The sequence below is a fragment of the Candidatus Hydrothermales bacterium genome, from assembly GCA_039630235.1.
In the GTDB taxonomy this organism is placed as follows: Bacteria; Hydrothermota; Hydrothermia; order Hydrothermales; family JAJRUZ01; genus JBCNVI01.
Map to the genome: position 1 here is coordinate 213,688 of JBCNVI010000002.1, position 14,860 is coordinate 228,547.

The 14,860-nt window shown below is 32.2% G+C and carries 17 protein-coding genes; 8 read left to right on the top strand and 9 right to left on the bottom strand.

Annotated features, from left to right (window positions below; all coding sequences use genetic code 11):
* From ABDH49_03615 to ABDH49_03630, 4 genes are all read right to left on the bottom strand, one after another.
* Positions 1 to 1,325, bottom strand: a 1,325-nt coding sequence (locus tag ABDH49_03615) for a YifB family Mg chelatase-like AAA ATPase (GenBank protein MEN3046056.1), incomplete at its 3' end; no start/stop codon positions are given.
* Positions 1,318 to 1,674 (bottom strand): YraN family protein, encoded by a 357-nt coding sequence (locus ABDH49_03620; GenBank protein ID MEN3046057.1) that lies wholly within the window; start codon positions 1,672 to 1,674, stop codon positions 1,318 to 1,320. The genes ABDH49_03620 and ABDH49_03615, both read right to left, overlap by 8 nt.
* Positions 1,664 to 2,158, bottom strand: coding sequence for a metallophosphoesterase (locus ABDH49_03625; protein ID MEN3046058.1), 495 nt, complete (start codon positions 2,156 to 2,158; stop codon positions 1,664 to 1,666). The genes ABDH49_03620 and ABDH49_03625 overlap by 11 nt, the downstream gene beginning before the upstream one ends.
* Complete coding sequence (locus ABDH49_03630) at positions 2,155 to 2,553, bottom strand: thioesterase family protein (GenBank protein ID MEN3046059.1); 399 nt, start codon at positions 2,551 to 2,553, stop codon at positions 2,155 to 2,157. Before ABDH49_03630 ends, ABDH49_03625 begins: the two co-directional genes overlap by 4 nt.
* A gap of 80 nt (positions 2,554 to 2,633) precedes the next feature.
* On the opposite strand from ABDH49_03630, the gene ABDH49_03635 reads away from it, so the two are divergent.
* The 3 genes from ABDH49_03635 to ABDH49_03645 are packed head-to-tail and all read left to right on the top strand — an operon-like array spanning position 2,634 to position 5,474.
* A complete protein-coding gene (locus ABDH49_03635) occupies positions 2,634 to 4,055 on the top strand; it encodes a hypothetical protein (protein MEN3046060.1) in 1,422 nt (473 codons plus the stop codon).
* A gap of 52 nt (positions 4,056 to 4,107) precedes the next feature.
* Complete coding sequence (locus ABDH49_03640) at positions 4,108 to 4,320, top strand: hypothetical protein (GenBank protein MEN3046061.1); 213 nt, start codon at positions 4,108 to 4,110, stop codon at positions 4,318 to 4,320.
* 11 nt (positions 4,321 to 4,331) lie between these two features.
* Entirely contained in the window at positions 4,332 to 5,474 is a 1,143-nt protein-coding gene (locus ABDH49_03645) for an ArsA family ATPase (protein MEN3046062.1), read from the top strand.
* A gap of 32 nt (positions 5,475 to 5,506) precedes the next feature.
* On the opposite strand, the gene ABDH49_03650 is transcribed toward ABDH49_03645, so the two are convergent.
* From ABDH49_03650 to gcvH, 5 genes are read right to left on the bottom strand one after another with little or no spacing between them, the layout of a single operon-like run.
* On the bottom strand, positions 5,507 to 6,454 hold the full coding sequence (locus ABDH49_03650) for an NTP transferase domain-containing protein (GenBank protein ID MEN3046063.1): 948 nt from the start codon (positions 6,452 to 6,454) through the stop codon (positions 5,507 to 5,509).
* Complete coding sequence (panD, locus tag ABDH49_03655) at positions 6,451 to 6,801, bottom strand: aspartate 1-decarboxylase (GenBank protein ID MEN3046064.1); 351 nt, start codon at positions 6,799 to 6,801, stop codon at positions 6,451 to 6,453. Before panD ends, ABDH49_03650 begins: the two co-directional genes overlap by 4 nt.
* On the bottom strand, positions 6,791 to 7,276 hold the full coding sequence (locus ABDH49_03660; GenBank protein MEN3046065.1) for a hypothetical protein: 486 nt from the start codon (positions 7,274 to 7,276) through the stop codon (positions 6,791 to 6,793). Before ABDH49_03660 ends, panD begins: the two co-directional genes overlap by 11 nt.
* Positions 7,277 to 8,596, bottom strand: a complete 1,320-nt coding sequence (gene gcvPA, locus ABDH49_03665; protein MEN3046066.1) for an aminomethyl-transferring glycine dehydrogenase subunit GcvPA — start codon at positions 8,594 to 8,596, stop codon at positions 7,277 to 7,279.
* Positions 8,596 to 8,979, bottom strand: coding sequence for a glycine cleavage system protein GcvH (gene gcvH / locus ABDH49_03670; GenBank protein ID MEN3046067.1), 384 nt, complete (start codon positions 8,977 to 8,979; stop codon positions 8,596 to 8,598). Before gcvH ends, gcvPA begins: the two co-directional genes overlap by 1 nt.
* 99 nt (positions 8,980 to 9,078) lie before the next feature.
* Here gcvH and mnmA point away from each other — a divergent pair, with 99 nt between their 5' ends.
* The 5 genes from mnmA to ABDH49_03695 form a co-directional block, all read left to right on the top strand.
* Positions 9,079 to 10,116 carry a tRNA 2-thiouridine(34) synthase MnmA gene (gene mnmA, locus ABDH49_03675; GenBank protein ID MEN3046068.1) on the top strand — a complete coding sequence of 346 codons (1,038 nt, stop codon included), beginning with the start codon at positions 9,079 to 9,081 and terminating at the stop codon, positions 10,114 to 10,116.
* On the top strand, positions 10,103 to 11,656 hold the full coding sequence (gene guaA / locus ABDH49_03680) for a glutamine-hydrolyzing GMP synthase (GenBank protein ID MEN3046069.1): 1,554 nt from the start codon (positions 10,103 to 10,105) through the stop codon (positions 11,654 to 11,656). The genes mnmA and guaA overlap by 14 nt, the downstream gene beginning before the upstream one ends.
* A complete protein-coding gene (locus ABDH49_03685) occupies positions 11,653 to 12,831 on the top strand; it encodes a glycosyltransferase N-terminal domain-containing protein (protein MEN3046070.1) in 1,179 nt (392 codons plus the stop codon). Before guaA ends, ABDH49_03685 begins: the two co-directional genes overlap by 4 nt.
* 2 nt (positions 12,832 to 12,833) lie before the next feature.
* Positions 12,834 to 14,093, top strand: coding sequence for a (d)CMP kinase (gene cmk, locus ABDH49_03690; GenBank protein MEN3046071.1), 1,260 nt, complete (start codon positions 12,834 to 12,836; stop codon positions 14,091 to 14,093).
* 105 nt (positions 14,094 to 14,198) lie between these two features.
* Positions 14,199 to 14,860: S1 RNA-binding domain-containing protein (locus tag ABDH49_03695; GenBank protein ID MEN3046072.1), on the top strand; the 662-nt coding region annotated here is incomplete at its 3' end.

Below are 14,860 nucleotides of genomic sequence, written 5' to 3' on the forward strand. Positions count from 1 at the left end.
CTTGGATTTAGATGAGAGTTTGTATAAATCCCCCTTTCGTTTTTATACCTTTCAAGTTGAATCTCTCTTGCCTTTAAGACTCTTTCTCTTATTTTTTCTGATGGTTCCTCCTCTTCTTTCTTTTTAAGATCCTCTACAGATATTGCCAGAACCTCAATGTGAATATCAATTCTATCAAGAAGTGGACCAGAGATCTTTCTCACATACTTTTTTATTTCGTTTGGAGTACATCTACATTCTCTTCTTTTATCTGTTAAATATCCACAGGGACAGGGATTCATTGCAGCTATTAACATGAACCTAGAAGGGTAGGTAAGTGTTGTTTTAGCCCGAGATATTGTTACTACACCATCTTCAAGAGGTTGTCTTAAAGCTTCAAGTACATCCCTTTTAAATTCAGGAAGTTCATCTAAGAAAAGAACACCATGATTTGCAAGAGACACCTCTCCTGGTTTTGGAATTTGTCCACCACCTATCATTCCAGCAGAAGATATAGTATGATGAGGAGACCTAAAGGGTCTTCTTGTAACTATGGGTTCTTCGCTAGATAAAATACCAGCAACAGAGTGTATTTTTGTAACTTCAAGAGATTCTTCAATTGATAAAGGTGGAAGTATCGAGGGAACCCTTCTTGCTAACATAGTTTTTCCAGATCCAGGGGGTCCAATCATTAAAACGTTATGTCCACCAGCCGCAGCTACTTCTAATGCTCTTTTTACATGGTACTGGCCTTTAACCTCAGAGAAATTTTCTTTATATTCAGATAGTCTACTAAATAGTTCTGATAATTCAAAATTAAAGGGTTTTATATCTTCTTCACCCCTTAAAACTCTTGTCGTATGTAATAAGCTTTTTACAGGATATATAAGCATATCTTTAACAATTGCTGCTTCTTTAGCATTTTCTTCTGGTAAATAAACCTCTCTTATTCCTTTTTCTTTTAACGAAAGGGTTATTGGTAAAACGCCCTTAATTTTTCTTAGTTTGCCGTCAAGGGATAGTTCACCTAAGAATGCCTTGTTTTTTAGTATATGGGATTCTATTAACCCTGCTGATGCAAGTATTCCCAGAGCGATAGGTAAATCAAAACCTGCTCCCTCTTTTTTAATATCAGCGGGAGCTAAGTTAACAATTATTTTCTTTACGGGTAAAACAAATCCAGAGTTTTTTATTGCTGATAAAACTCTTTCTCTTGATTCCTTAACTTCTGTTTCAGGTAATCCAACTAGTATATAAGAGGGAAGTCCAGGTGATAGATCAACTTCTACTTCAACTATTAAACCCTTAATACCGAAATATGTGCTTGAGAGAACTTTTTCAACCATTTTCGAAAAAGGCATTTTCTATTATGTTTATGTCTTTTCCGTTTACAATAGCAACATCAAACCTTACATCAAATTTTTCGTATAATCCCTTATTTTCAAGGTAAATTTTAGTAAATTTTATTATTCTTTTAATTTTTCTTTCATTGATAGATAGGGCAGCCTCAAGATACTTTCCCTTTTTTCTTGTTTTAACTTCTACTACTACGATTAAATTATTCTTTTTGAAAATTAAATCAATTTCTCCTCCCCTGAAATATAAATTTTTCTCTAAAAGCTTATATCCCCTTTGAATATAATCTTTTAAAACAAGTTCTTCTCCCTCTCTTCCTTTTATTAAGTTATCTCTCAATATCAACTATCTCTATTTCCTTCGATTTTAGATCGATAATGGCGAATGTTTTTTCACCACTCAAATATCCACACACTTCTCCTGGATTTAAAAAAATGGTATTTTCTTTTCTTACATGTATAACCTTATGCCAGTGGCCGAATAGAAGAAAGTCTATACCCTTTATTTCGGCAAAATAATTTTCAGGATAATTATGGTAAAGCATAAACTTTGTTCCCTCTAATTCGTACACCAAGGGTGGTTCAAATATTTCAAATTTTAAGTCTTTTGCTGTCAAATATAGTCCCTGTTTCTCTCCATCATTGTTTCCAAAGATAGAAACTAATTTTCCCTTATATAGCTCCCTTATAGCCTTAAGGGTAAACGGTGCAATTATATCACCTAAATGAAAAACAAATTCTATTTTTCTTTCATTTATAATTTTAAATGTTTTCTTTATAGCTTCTAAATTATCATGAGTATCGCTTATAACTCCTATTTTCATTTAATTAAGTGTTTCTCAAAGATTTCTCTTATTTTGTTTGGTATTCTAACGGGTTTTAAGTTTTTATCAGTAAGAACATGTCTTGTGTAGCCAGTTGCAATCAATTTGTCTTCTCTATAAATATCGTATTGGATTTTAAAAGATGTATTTTTTAATTCCTTTACAAAGAGTCTAACGGTGAGCTCCTCGTCGTAATGAGCGGGTGATTTGTACTCGCAGTAGGCTTCAACAACAGGTAAAAAAAATCCTTCTTTTTCAAGTTTACTGTAAGGATAGCCATTTTCTCTCATAAAACTTGTTCTTGCAGCCTCAAAGTAAACAAAAAAGTTTGCATAATAGACAACTCCCATTTGATCAGTTTCAGCATATCGCACATGTATTTTGTGTTCAAACATATTTTGTCATTTTGTTTTAAATATTATATCCAAATTATTAAATTTTTTGCATTTTGTAAATTGTTTCTCTATAATTTATTATGGTAATAGCAATGCAGTTTTTGTTCATTATCTTTAGTTTCTTTGAATTTAAGCCTAAAATAGAAAAAAGTGCTATTTTGTTTGTGCCTTATGAAATTAATTACTATCATTTTGGAGCTTATGGAGTTGCCACCGATAATAAAACTTCTCTTTACTTTATTAATCCTCATTTAGATATAGGTTTATCGTTATTGTTTCTACTTGATGAGGGCATTTCTTCTAGGAGATTCTATGCTGAAGATTTTGCTTATAGTTATGGTTTAAATTTATTCATACAGAAAAGATTTATAAAAAGTGGACATCATATTTTATTTCCCTTAGAAATAAAGACTACTTTTACGGATTTTAGGTCTCAGTTGAGAACAATAGAATCTCTTCAATTAATTTTTAAGATTAAACCTACCTATTATTACTCATTTTCTAGGACTCTCCGATTTGGAACAAAAGTTGAAGGTATTTATAACAGTTCGGGAGAAAGAAGGATTTTTGTCGTTAATCCCAACTTTGAGTTTGCTTTTTTTCCGGAAAGAATAGCTTCAGTGTTTTTTTCAGTAAAATATAAAAGTTTATTTTCCGATAAGGTTTTTTCTTACCCTCAGTTAGGTCTAACTTTGTTTTCTAATCCATTACCAAATATTTTCGGACTCCTTGAGGGATTTATTTCTATTAGATCTAAACCTAATCCCTTTAGAGGAGGAAATAGGGGTGATTATCTCTATGGAGAGCCAGTATTAAAGGAAGGAGCAGGAATGAAGTTTATTTTAGGTCTTATATTTTTTATCGAGAAAAAAAGAAAAATACAAATTTTTGTTAAAGATGAAGAGGGAATTCCCCTTTCTCCTACAATAGAGGAAAATCCACCACTTCAACTTACAAAAAAAGCAATTGGTTTTTATGAGAAGATGAATGCTAAACCTGATACTTACTTTCTAAAATTTGTGCTTGAAGGGTATAAAGATACTTTCCTACACATCTATCCTGAAGATACCGAAAAAGATTTAGTAAAGTATACAGTAACAATGAAGAAGATTTTTACTTTAGAAGAAGAAACTTTAAAAATTCCGGAACATATCTCAAGAACAGATTTTTATTTTTATTTCGATTCTGCCAAAGCCGAGATAAAAGAATTTTACAGGGACACCTTTGATTTAGTCTTTAAAATATTTAACTCTATACAAGATGATACAATTAAGTTACTTTTAAAAGGGAATGCCTCTCCAGAAGGAGATACACTTTTTAACAGGAGGTTGTCATACGAGAGGGCAGATAGAGTCTCTAATTTTATTAAAGTCTTTTTTAAAGGCGATAAATCTTTAAAATTTGAAATTGTCTCTGAATATGATCCAAAAATAAAACCAGAGGATTTATCTAAGAACCAGTGGAGGTTTAAAAGAAGAGCATATCTTAAGATTTTAAAATAGCATATTGAAAAAACTTTAAAAGAAGAGTAAAATTCATAAAAAGGAGGACAAAATGGAGAAAAAATGGGTTGAATATTTATCAAAAGCTATCGATGCTTTTATAGATGATATAAAAGCATTTGTTCCAGAAGAGAGCAAGGTTCATCTTAAAAACTCCCTTAAAGAATTAATGTTTGCACTGAAGGCTTTTATTGAAAAAAAGATTGAGAAAATTGAGGGAGAAAAAAAAATTGAGGGACACAAAGTAGAAATCAAGGAGTCTTAAGTTAATTTTTAATGAGGATCATACTTTTTACTGGAAAAGGGGGGGTTGGCAAAACTACTATAGCAGCAGCAACAGCGGTATATGCTTCAACTCTTTTTAAAAAAGTCCTTATTATTTCTGTAGATCCTGCTCATTCTCTTTCAGATGTCCTTGACAAAGAATTATCTCCTGAACCTCTTGAAGTTTACAGCGGCCTTTTTGCCCAAGAAGTAGATGTTTACTACTCTGTAGAAAAGTTCTGGGGAGAGCTTAAAGATTATATTAAATCCTTATTTAAGTGGAAAGGTATAGATGATATTTTAGCTGAAGAACTTTCTGTACTTCCAGGAATGGAAGAAGTTTCTTCATTTTTATGGATTAATAAGCATATAAAAGAGAATTTCTTTGATGCTATAATTTTAGACGCAGCTCCAACAGGTGAAACTTTAAGATTTCTCTCTTTTCCTGACGTAGTTAAATGGTGGGTTGACAAAATTTTACCGATTCAAAGAAAGGTTGTTAAGATCGTCAGGCCTGCGGTGAAGGCAGTTTCCGATTTTCCACTACCAGAAGATGAGACCTACGATGCAGCAGAAAAGCTCTTCAATGATCTTTTCTCTTTGTATGAGATACTTCAAAATAGAGAAATATCATCAATCCGTTTAGTTACAAATCCTGAGAAGATGGTTCTAAAAGAAACGGAGAGAGCATTTACTTATTTACACTTATATGGATATCCTATCGATGCTGTAATTTTAAATAGGGTTGTTAGTGAGAATAACTTTTTATATGAAATTCAGAAAAATTATTTAGAGAGAATAAAAATTAGCTTCGAGCCTCTTCCTTTGTTTTATGTTCCCTATTACAATAAAGAAATAATTGGATATGATGAACTATTAAAACTGGGTAAAGAAATTTATGGAAATGAAGATCCTCTTAAGATTTTCTACAAAGATAACGTTTTTGACCTTTTAAATGTTGATAATAAAACTATTTTGAAACTTTATTTTAAGAATTTGAAAAAAGAAAAAGTTTCTCTCTATCAAAGGGGAGAGGATCTTGTAATAAGAATAGGAAATCAAAAAAGACACTTTTATTTACCAAGAGCTTTAATTAACAAAAAAGCTAAAGAGGCATTTATAAATAACAATACTCTTGATATTGTTTTTGAGTAAATAGGAATTAAACAACTTTTAAGTTAAATTTTTTAAGAGTCCCCCTTAATAATACAAGGGCCCATGATTTCTTCCTCATCTTTTATTATAGAATCTTTAATAGTTACGAAAGGTCCAATCTTAGCCTTTTTCCCTATTTTAGTCTTCCCCATTAAATAAACCATAGGATAAATAATTGTATCCTTTCCTATTTCTACTTCACTTTCTATATAGATACTCTCTTTCTCCGTTATTGTTACTCCATTTTCCATCCATTTTTTTATAATTCTTTCTTTTAAAATTTTAAAAACCTTTTCATAATCTTCTCTTGTATTAATCCCAAGCATTTCCTCGGGATCATTAAGAGTTAAAGTGTCTATTTTCTCCTTTTTTAAGCTTAATATTTCTATACAGTCAGTTATATAGTACTCCCCTTTTTTATTGTCAGGTTTTATATCAAGTATAATTTCTTTCAAAATTTCGGCTTTGAAGATGTAAACACCAGCATTTACCTCCTTTATTTCTTTTTCTTTTTCTGTTGCATCAATTTCTTCAACTATTCTGACTGGTTTTCCATTTTTTCTTATTACTCTTCCATATCCAGTAGGATCCTTTAGTGTTGCTGTCAAAAACGTACAGGCATTTCTCTCTTTTGTGTGTTTTTCTAAAAGTTTTTTTAAGGTTTGTGCTCTTAAAAGTGGAGCATCACCTGGTAAAATAAAAATTTCACCAGATTCTATGTGTTCAAGGGCAACTCTTACAGCATCACCTGTTCCAAGAGGAACCTTTTGCTCCATAACAGCTACATAAGGCGGAAGACTTTTAATTAGCTCCTCGTGATTTTTCCCTGATATTACAAATATTTTTTCAAAGTTTAATTCCCTTAGAGCATCTAAAATATAAAATATAACAGGTTTACCTAATAGGTCATGTAAAACCTTGGATTTTTCTGAGTTAAATCTAACGCTTTTTCCACCGGCTAGAATTACTGGATAAATCATAATTTTTTTATTATTCTGTTGTTTTCGTCAAAAATAAATATCTTAGGTTTGAACGTTTTTGCCTTTAAAGGTTCTAGGTAAATAAATGAAAAGACAATTATTTTATCTCCCCTTATACCCAATCTAGCTGTTCCCCCATTTAAAATAACTTCTCCTTCTTTTCCCTTTATCGCATAGGTCTCAAATCTTTTACCATTTGAAAGATTAACAACATAAATTGCCTCATATTCATTTATTCCAGCTTCGTCAAGAATACTCTCAGGTAATGTAATAGAACCTTCATAATTTAAATTAGTATCAGTCACCACAAGACCGTGCAATTTTGTTTTTAGTATTTTAAGGTACATCAGAAGGCTCCATATTTAGCTCATCTATTAGGCACTGCTTTAAATTATCTAACATTTCACCTGGAATTATGAAATTTATGTAATTCATCGCGGTAGAAGTTGCAATTATTTTTATTTTGTTTGTAACAAAAATATTAAGAAGTCCAGCCATAACACCCCTTGTTTCCATCAATTTTTTTCCGTAGAAGGATACAAGAGCCACATTTTCAAAAGATCTTAAAAATCCCCACTCTAAAGTTTCAAGGATCTCATTAAAAATCCCTTTAACATCTTCCTTTAAATAGGGAGGAACAAGAACAGTAATAGTTGACTTACCCCTTGCTGAAGGTGATGTAAGTATATGAGTAAGTGATATTCCACTGTTACTTATCCTTTCAAAAACATCAAGAATTACTCCGATTTTGTCTGGAACATCTAAAAGTGTAAAGAGAGCAAGCGGATGTTTTAAAACATAATATTCGATTTGCTCTTTCATTTAAAATAGAGATATCATTTCGTTTATTTCACTTTCACTATGCTTTTCTGTGGCTCCTGTCAAAAGATAATTCTCTTTAAATCCAAAGATGCTTAGTGGTATTCCGGGCATTATCCCTTTCTCTTTAACCGCTTTCTCAACGAAACTATTTGCATTTTCCCTTAACTCTACCACAAACTCTCTAAAGATCTTACCTTTAAACGGTAAACTGTACCCCTTTTCTATAAGTGCCTTTTTAATCTTATTTGTATTATTAAAAGTTTTAACAGCCACTTCTTTTAGCCCCTTCTCCCCCATATAGAGTATATAAACAAGAATTGCAAGTGCGCATAGCATCTGGTTAGTACATATGTTGCTTGTGGCTTTTTCTCTCCTTATATGCTGTTCTCTAGTTTGAAGCACCATTACATAGCCTTCTTTTCCCTCAGCGTCAACTGTTTTCCCTGCTATTCTTCCTGGCATCATCCTTATATACTCTTTTTTTGCCGTAAATATTCCGGCATATGGACCGCCAAAGGATAGAGGAATTCCTAAAGGTTGACCCTCACAAACGGCAATATCGGCATCATACTCACCCGGAGGTGAAATAACTGATATTGAAATTGGGTCAAAAATTGAAATTAAAATTAAATTTTTTTTCTTTGTTATTCTTCTAATTTCAAAGGGTTCCTCAAGCACACCAAAAAAGTTAGGATGTTGAAAGGCAAAGCAAGATGTATCCTCATCTATTTTCTTTTCTAAATCTTCAAGATCTATTTCTCCCTTTTCTTCTAAATATCTCACGGTCTCTATTTTTAAAGAAAACGAGGTATAAGTTTTTAGAACTTCCTTATAGAAGGGGTTTATGTTATCAGCTATTAAGACTTTTTTCTTTTTGTTAATTCTTTCAGCCATTAGTACGGCCTCAGCGAAAGCTGAAGCACCGTCATACATTGAGGAGTTTGCTACATCCATACGTGTTAGCTCACATATGGCAGTTTGAAATTCATACATAGCTTGAAGTGTTCCTTGGGAAACCTCTGCTTGATAAGGAGTATAGGCTGTTAAAAAGGAAGGATTTCTGATTACAAACCTAACAACTGGAGGAACATAGTGATCGTAAGCTCCTGCACCACCAAAAACTTTAAGAACACTATTTTGTAAAGCAAGTGAATTTATATACTTTTCGACCTCTAGTTCACTAAGCGCGTAAGGTAGCGGAATTTCATCTTTAATCTTTAATTCATCTGGAATAATCCACAAAAGATCATCCAGGCTTTTTATATTGAGAGCCTCTTTAATTTTTTTAAGAGCTCTTTCTTCGTCAGGTATAAAGGGCATTATGCTTCCCCTATGTGTTTTCTGTAATCCTCTGCAGATAAAAGATTTTTAATTTCTTCGGGATCTTTTAATCTTAATTTAAATAACCATCCTTGCCCATAAGGATCATTATTAATTAACCCAGGTTCAGTTTCAAGTTCCTCATTTACTTCTATAACTTCTCCGCTTAATGGAGAATATAAATCAGCTACTGTTTTAACTGCCTCAATTGTTCCGCAGGGTTCAAACTGTGTAACTTCTTGACCAACTGTTGGTAGTTCAACATGCACAATATCTGAAAGTTCACTTTGCGCAAAATCTGTTATTCCAATTATTGCTACATCCCCCTCTATTTTTACCCACTCATGCTCCCTTGTATATTTCAAATTCTCCGGAATATGCATTTTTTCCTCCTTAACAAAAATCTTTTGGGGGTTTAACCCATTATAATAATATATAAAAACTGTTGAAAATTTCAAAAATATTTGTTATAAAATATATCCTTGAAAGTTCTTGTTGCAATTTCCGGTGGCATTGACTCAAGTACTGCTCTTTTTTTACTAAAAAACTCTGGAGCCTACGTTGAGGGAGTTACGCTTTTTTTATGGAGTAAAAAAAGCCATAAAAGAACTTGTTGTTCACTTGAGGCAGTTCAAAGAGCAAGAAAAATATGCTATAGATATGGTGTTAAGCATCATGTTTTAAATCTAGAGGAAGAATTTGAAAAAATTATCGTTGAGGAGAACTTTACTAATGGATATGCAAAGGGAATAACTCCTAATCCCTGTGTTTTTTGCAACAGATTCTTTAAATTTGGTTTTTTGTATGAAGAGATGGAGAAAAGAAATTTTGATTTTTTAGCAACTGGGCATTATGCGAGAATAGAAAAGGAAAATGGCAAATACTTTATAAAAAAAGCGAAAGATATAGAAAAGGATCAAAGCTACTTTTTAGCAATGATCTCTCCAAACGTTTTGAAAAAACTGCTTTTTCCTTTAGGAGAAATTACAAAAAAAGAGGTTCTGAAAGTTGCACAGGAGGAAAATCTGTTTGACTTTTACGAAGAGTCCCAAGATCTCTGTTTTGTAAATGAAAGTATAAGTGAATTCTTGAAAGAAAGACTCGGAGAAAGAAAAGGTAGTATTTACTTTAAAGATAAAAAAATTGGTACACATAATGGTTTTTATAATTTCACTATAGGACAGAGAAAGGGATTAAACGTTTCAATTGGCGAAAGGCTCTATGTTTCAGAAATAGATCCGATAAATAACATTGTAAAAGTAGATTTTAGAAGGGAGTTAATGAAGAAGAATATCTTTGTGACACAACTTAATCTTTTTGATAAAATAAGGGGTGAAAAAAAGCTAATGGTAAAGGTTAGGAATTTACATAAGGAAAGTCCGGCAAGGGTCAAGTTTTATGAGGATTACGCTGAGATAATTTTTGATGTAGAGCAATTTGCTCCAACTCCAGGTCAGATTGCTGCTTTTTATGAAGATGAGATCCTTTTGGGTGGAGGAGTGATTAGTGACAAAAGATAGGGTAGTTATTATAGATTTTGGTTCACAGTATACAATGCTTATAGCAAGAAGAATAAGAGAACTAAATGTGTTTTCAGAAATAGTTTCTCCCTTTGAAAAAAATCTAATAGAAATTTTATCTTCATCTTATACCAAGGGAATAATATTATCAGGTGGACCAATGAGTGTTTATGATAAAGATGCCCCCCTTTTAGATAAAGAAATTTTTAATTTGGGAAAACCGATTTTAGGAATCTGTTACGGTTTGCAGCTTATTGCACATCTATTTGGGGGTAAAGTTACAAGTTCTGAAAAAAGAGAATATGGCTTTGCCCTTTTTAAAGTAAATGAAAACTCTGAACTTTTTGATGGAATGGAAAAGGAGTTTAGAGTTTGGATGAGTCATGGAGACTATGTTAAGAGTTTACCCCCTAATTTTAAAGCTACAGGCGAGACTGAGTTTTCACCCTATGCATCTATCGAGAATAAAGATTTAAAAATTTATGGTGTTCAATTTCATCCAGAGGTTTATCATACAAAAAACGGAAAAAAAATTATAAAGAACTTTCTTTTTAAAATTTTAAAAGTTAGAAAGAATTGGAAGATGAGTAATTTTATTAAAGAGAAAATTGAGGAAATAAGAGAAAATGTGAAGAATGAGTTTTGTTTTCTTGCATTATCAGGGGGAGTCGATTCATCTACTCTTGCCTTTTTATTAAAAGAAGCACTTGGTGATAGATTTTACCCTATATTTGTTGAAACTGGCTTACTAAAAGAAAATGAAAAGGAAAGGATAAGAAGACTTTTTAGTAATTTTAGAAATTTAAACATTGTCGAGGCTAAAGATGAGTTTCTTAACGCTTTAAAAGGGGTAACCGATCCCGAAGAAAAAAGAAGAATTATAGGAAAAGTTTTTTTTGATATCTTTGAAAAAAAGGCAAGAGAATTAAGTAAAAGGGAGAAAGGAAAAGTTGGTTTTTTAGCTCAGGGGACTTTATACCCCGATTTAATAGAGTCAAAGAGTTACAAGGGACCTTCAAGTAAAATAAAAACTCACCATAATGTAGGAGGTGTTCCAGAAGATCATCCCTTTTTTTTGCTTGAACCATTTAAAGAACTCTTTAAGGATGAGGTAAGAAAAATAGGTAAAAAATTAGGGGTACCTGAGGAAATTTTAGAAAGGCATCCTTTTCCTGGCCCTGGAATGGCAATTAGAATTATTGGGGAGGTAGATGAAGAAAAGCTTGAAATAATAAAAAAAGCCGATTTAATAGTTGAAGAGGAGATTAGGCGTTTCTCACTTTATAAAAAGTTATGGCAAGTTTTTCCTGTTCTTTTACCTGTTAAATCGGTTGGTGTTATGGGAGATAAAAGAACTTATGAGAGAGTCATCGCCTTGAGAGCTGTTAAAAGTGTAGATGGAATGACTGCTGATTGGGCAAGAATTCCTTATTTTGTTTTAGATAGGATTGCAAGAAGGATTGTTGGTGAAGTAAGGGGTGTAAATAGGGTTGTTTACGATATTACATCAAAACCACCCTCTACGATAGAGTGGGAATGATAGATATTTTATATAAATCACTTTCTTTTTTAACCTATCCAATAGCACAAAAAAGATTAATAGATTCTGATTTAGAGAAAGATTCAATATGGTTTCATGCAGCTTCATTAGGAGAGGTTACTTCAATAAAACCTTTACTTGATTATTTTGATAAAAAGGGTGTTCCTTTTTATGTAACGACTATGACAGAGTCAGGGAAAAAGAGGGCAGATGAATATTTTAAGGGAAGGGTCTTTCTTTTTCCCTATGATAATCCCTTACTAATTAAAAAATTAGTAGATAGAACAAGACTTTTAGTTTTGGCAGAGAGTGAGTTTTGGCCAAACACAATATTTGAAGTAAAGAAAAATAAGAAAAATTTAATTCTTGTAAATGGTAGAATTTCTGAAAAATCGTTTTTAAGATGGAAACTATTAAAAGGTTATTTTGCCAGAATTTTAAGTTGTTTTGATAAGTTTTTCGTAATTAGTTTTAGGGAGAAAAAGTTCCTTAGGCGCTTTAATGTAGATGGTAGCAAAATTTTTGTTTCTGGAAACTTAAAGATTTTATTTGAAAATAAAGATGTATCTCTTCTTTTTGAAAAACCTTTTGATTTTACTATTACTTTTGCAAGTGTAAGAACAGGCGAGTTTAGCGGTATCGTAGATGTCATTGAAAAAATAATGAAAATGAATGAAAAGATAGGTTTTATAATTGCAGTAAGACACTTAGAATCCCTAATTTTATTAGAAAATATTTTAAAGTTAAAAAAAATAAAGTATGTTAAATTTTCTGAGGAAAGGGAAAATTTTAAATATAGGGCTAGGGTTTTGATCCTTGATACGTTAGGTGATCTTATTAGAGTTTTTCCGATAAGTGATGTTGCGGTTGTGTGTGGAACATTTGCTCCTTACGGAGGACACAACCTCCTTGAGCCTGCTCAATTTGGTGTCCCTGTTTTCTTTGGACCCTACACTTTTAACGTAAAGGGTATGGAAGAGATCTTGATAAAAGAGGGCGGAGGCATAAAATGTAAGGATTTTAATGACCTTTTTACTATTTTTAAAGATATGATTGATAGTAGAGACGAGTTAATAAAGGTTGGCAAAAATTCTAAAAATGCTTATGAAAAGGCAAGAAAAATATCGGAGAACGGTTTTAGGAAGATTGTGGAATATATAGAAAAAAATTTATAGATATGAGGAAAATAGTGATAGCAATAGATGGAACCGCGGGAAGTGGAAAGACTACCATCTGTCAGAAACTTGCCTACCTTCTCGGATACACTCCAGTTTTAACAGGAAAACTTTATAGAGGTATCGGTGCTTATATAAAAAGGAATAATTTAAAAAAAGAGGAAATAAAAGATAAAATTAAAAATCTTAAAATTGAATACAAGTACGAAAGAGTTCCCAATATTTATGTAAATGGAATAGATTTAACAGAGGATATCGAGGACCCAGTAGTAGAGCGTATAGCCTCAGAGATTGCAGAATATAAAGAAGTAAGAGATTACCTTTATCATGTCCAAAGAGAGTTTGTTGAAAAGAAAGGGGTTGTGATAGAAGGAAGAGATATCGGGACAGTTATTGCTCCGGACGCGGACTTAAAAATTTATATGGATGCCGATATTATTGTAAGAGCAAAGAGAAGATATATGGACTTTAAAAAGAGAAATAAGGAAATAAGCTTTGAAGAGGTTCTTTTAGACTTAGAAAGAAGAGACATAAGGGATAAAAGTAGGAAAAATTCACCACTTAGGATACCGGATGGTGCCTATTTTATCGATACCACTAATAAAACAGAGGAAGAAGTATTATCTTTATGTTTAGCGCTTTCTTATGAAAAAATTTTTAAGAAAAGAGAAAAGTTTAGATGGAAATTTGCCTATTATTTTTCCTATCCGATTATAAAGTGGTTTTTCGGAATGAAGATAATTGGTAGAAAATACCTATTTAGAAGTGGTCCCTTTATTGTAACCCCGAATCATGTTACTTTTTGGGATCCTCCTTTCATTGGTTTTGCAGTTAAAAGGGAAAGTTTCTTTTTAGCAAAAATTGATCTTTTTGTTGCAAATAGGCTATTTAAATGGCTTATAGAAACGTTTAATGCCATTCCTTTAAGAAGGGGAGCTGGTGCTAAGAGTGCCTATGAGAAAGCAAAAGATTTACTTAAAAGGGGTGAAGTTGTTATTATTTTTCCTGAGGGAACAAGAAGTAAAAGTGGAGAACTTTTACCCTTTAAAAAAGGTGCCTTTCAACTTGCCTGTGACCTGAGAGTCCCAGTTATTCCTGCTTACATAAAGAACATAAGGGAGGGTCCCCTCAGTTGGATTTTTAAAAGAAATTTAAAGATAATTTTTGGTAGCCCCTTATTGCCACTTGATAATAGTAAAGAATACGTAGAGGAATTTACCAAAAAGGTAGAAAGTGAGGTAAAAATTCTTTCTCGAGTTTGAAATTTTAGTTTTAAATTTTTGATAATTATTAGCAAAAGAAAACTTTCCACTTTGGTTCAATGCCGTAAAAAAGTGGAGGGTTAAAAGGAAGGAGGAAGTTAATTAATGGTAGTAGAAGATTTAAATGAAAAGATAGAGTCACTTATAAATCAAAGTTTTAAAACTTTAAAAGAGGGAGATATCGTAAGGGGAAAGGTTTTAAAAGTAGGTGAAAGAGAGGTATTTTTTGATCTTGGTGTAAAGGCTGAAGGAATTTGTCCTAAGGAAGAGTTTAAAAATCCTGATGAACTTAAACCAGGGGATGAGGTTATTCTTTATGTTGAAGATCCAGATGGTCCAGATGGTTTTGTAATTTTATCCAAGCATAAGTCTGATTTTGAACTTGCATGGGATAAAATAAGTGATGCTTATGAGAACAATAAGACTGTGGTAGGTAAGGTCTTAAGAAGGGTAAAGGGAGGTATTATTGTTGATGTTTTTGGGGTAGATGCTTTTATGCCTGGCTCCCAAATAGATGTAAAGCCAGTAAAAAATTTGAATTTACTTATTGGAAAGAACATTCACTTCAAGATTATCAAAGTTAACAAAGATAGAAAAAATATAGTGGCTTCTAGAAAGGCTTATATTGAAGAGGAAATAGAAAACAAAAAGAGGATGATGAAAGAAAAATTTGAAATAGGTCAGATTGTGGAGGGAGAGGTTAAGGCAATTACTCCTGCTGGTGTATCTGTTGAAGTTGAAGGTATAGAGGGATTTATCCCTACAAG

What these genes read in the sequence shown, in the direction of transcription:
- ABDH49_03625 (MEN3046058.1), bottom strand. Translation starts at nt 2,158, where the DNA reads ATGAAAATAGGAGTTATAAGCGATACTCATGATAATTTAGAAGCTATA.
- ABDH49_03630 (MEN3046059.1), bottom strand. Translation starts at nt 2,553, where the DNA reads ATGTTTGAACACAAAATACATGTGCGATATGCTGAAACTGATCAAATG.
- ABDH49_03635 (MEN3046060.1), top strand. Translation starts at nt 2,634, where the DNA reads ATGGTAATAGCAATGCAGTTTTTGTTCATTATCTTTAGTTTCTTTGAA.
- ABDH49_03640 (MEN3046061.1), top strand. Translation starts at nt 4,108, where the DNA reads ATGGAGAAAAAATGGGTTGAATATTTATCAAAAGCTATCGATGCTTTT.
- ABDH49_03645 (MEN3046062.1), top strand. Translation starts at nt 4,332, where the DNA reads ATGAGGATCATACTTTTTACTGGAAAAGGGGGGGTTGGCAAAACTACT.
- ABDH49_03650 (MEN3046063.1), bottom strand. Translation starts at nt 6,454, where the DNA reads ATGATTTATCCAGTAATTCTAGCCGGTGGAAAAAGCGTTAGATTTAAC.
- panD (MEN3046064.1), bottom strand. Translation starts at nt 6,801, where the DNA reads ATGTACCTTAAAATACTAAAAACAAAATTGCACGGTCTTGTGGTGACT.
- ABDH49_03660 (MEN3046065.1), bottom strand. Translation starts at nt 7,276, where the DNA reads ATGAAAGAGCAAATCGAATATTATGTTTTAAAACATCCGCTTGCTCTC.
- gcvPA (MEN3046066.1), bottom strand. Translation starts at nt 8,596, where the DNA reads ATGCCCTTTATACCTGACGAAGAAAGAGCTCTTAAAAAAATTAAAGAG.
- gcvH (MEN3046067.1), bottom strand. Translation starts at nt 8,979, where the DNA reads ATGCATATTCCGGAGAATTTGAAATATACAAGGGAGCATGAGTGGGTA.
- ABDH49_03685 (MEN3046070.1), top strand. Translation starts at nt 11,653, where the DNA reads ATGATAGATATTTTATATAAATCACTTTCTTTTTTAACCTATCCAATA.
- cmk (MEN3046071.1), top strand. Translation starts at nt 12,834, where the DNA reads ATGAGGAAAATAGTGATAGCAATAGATGGAACCGCGGGAAGTGGAAAG.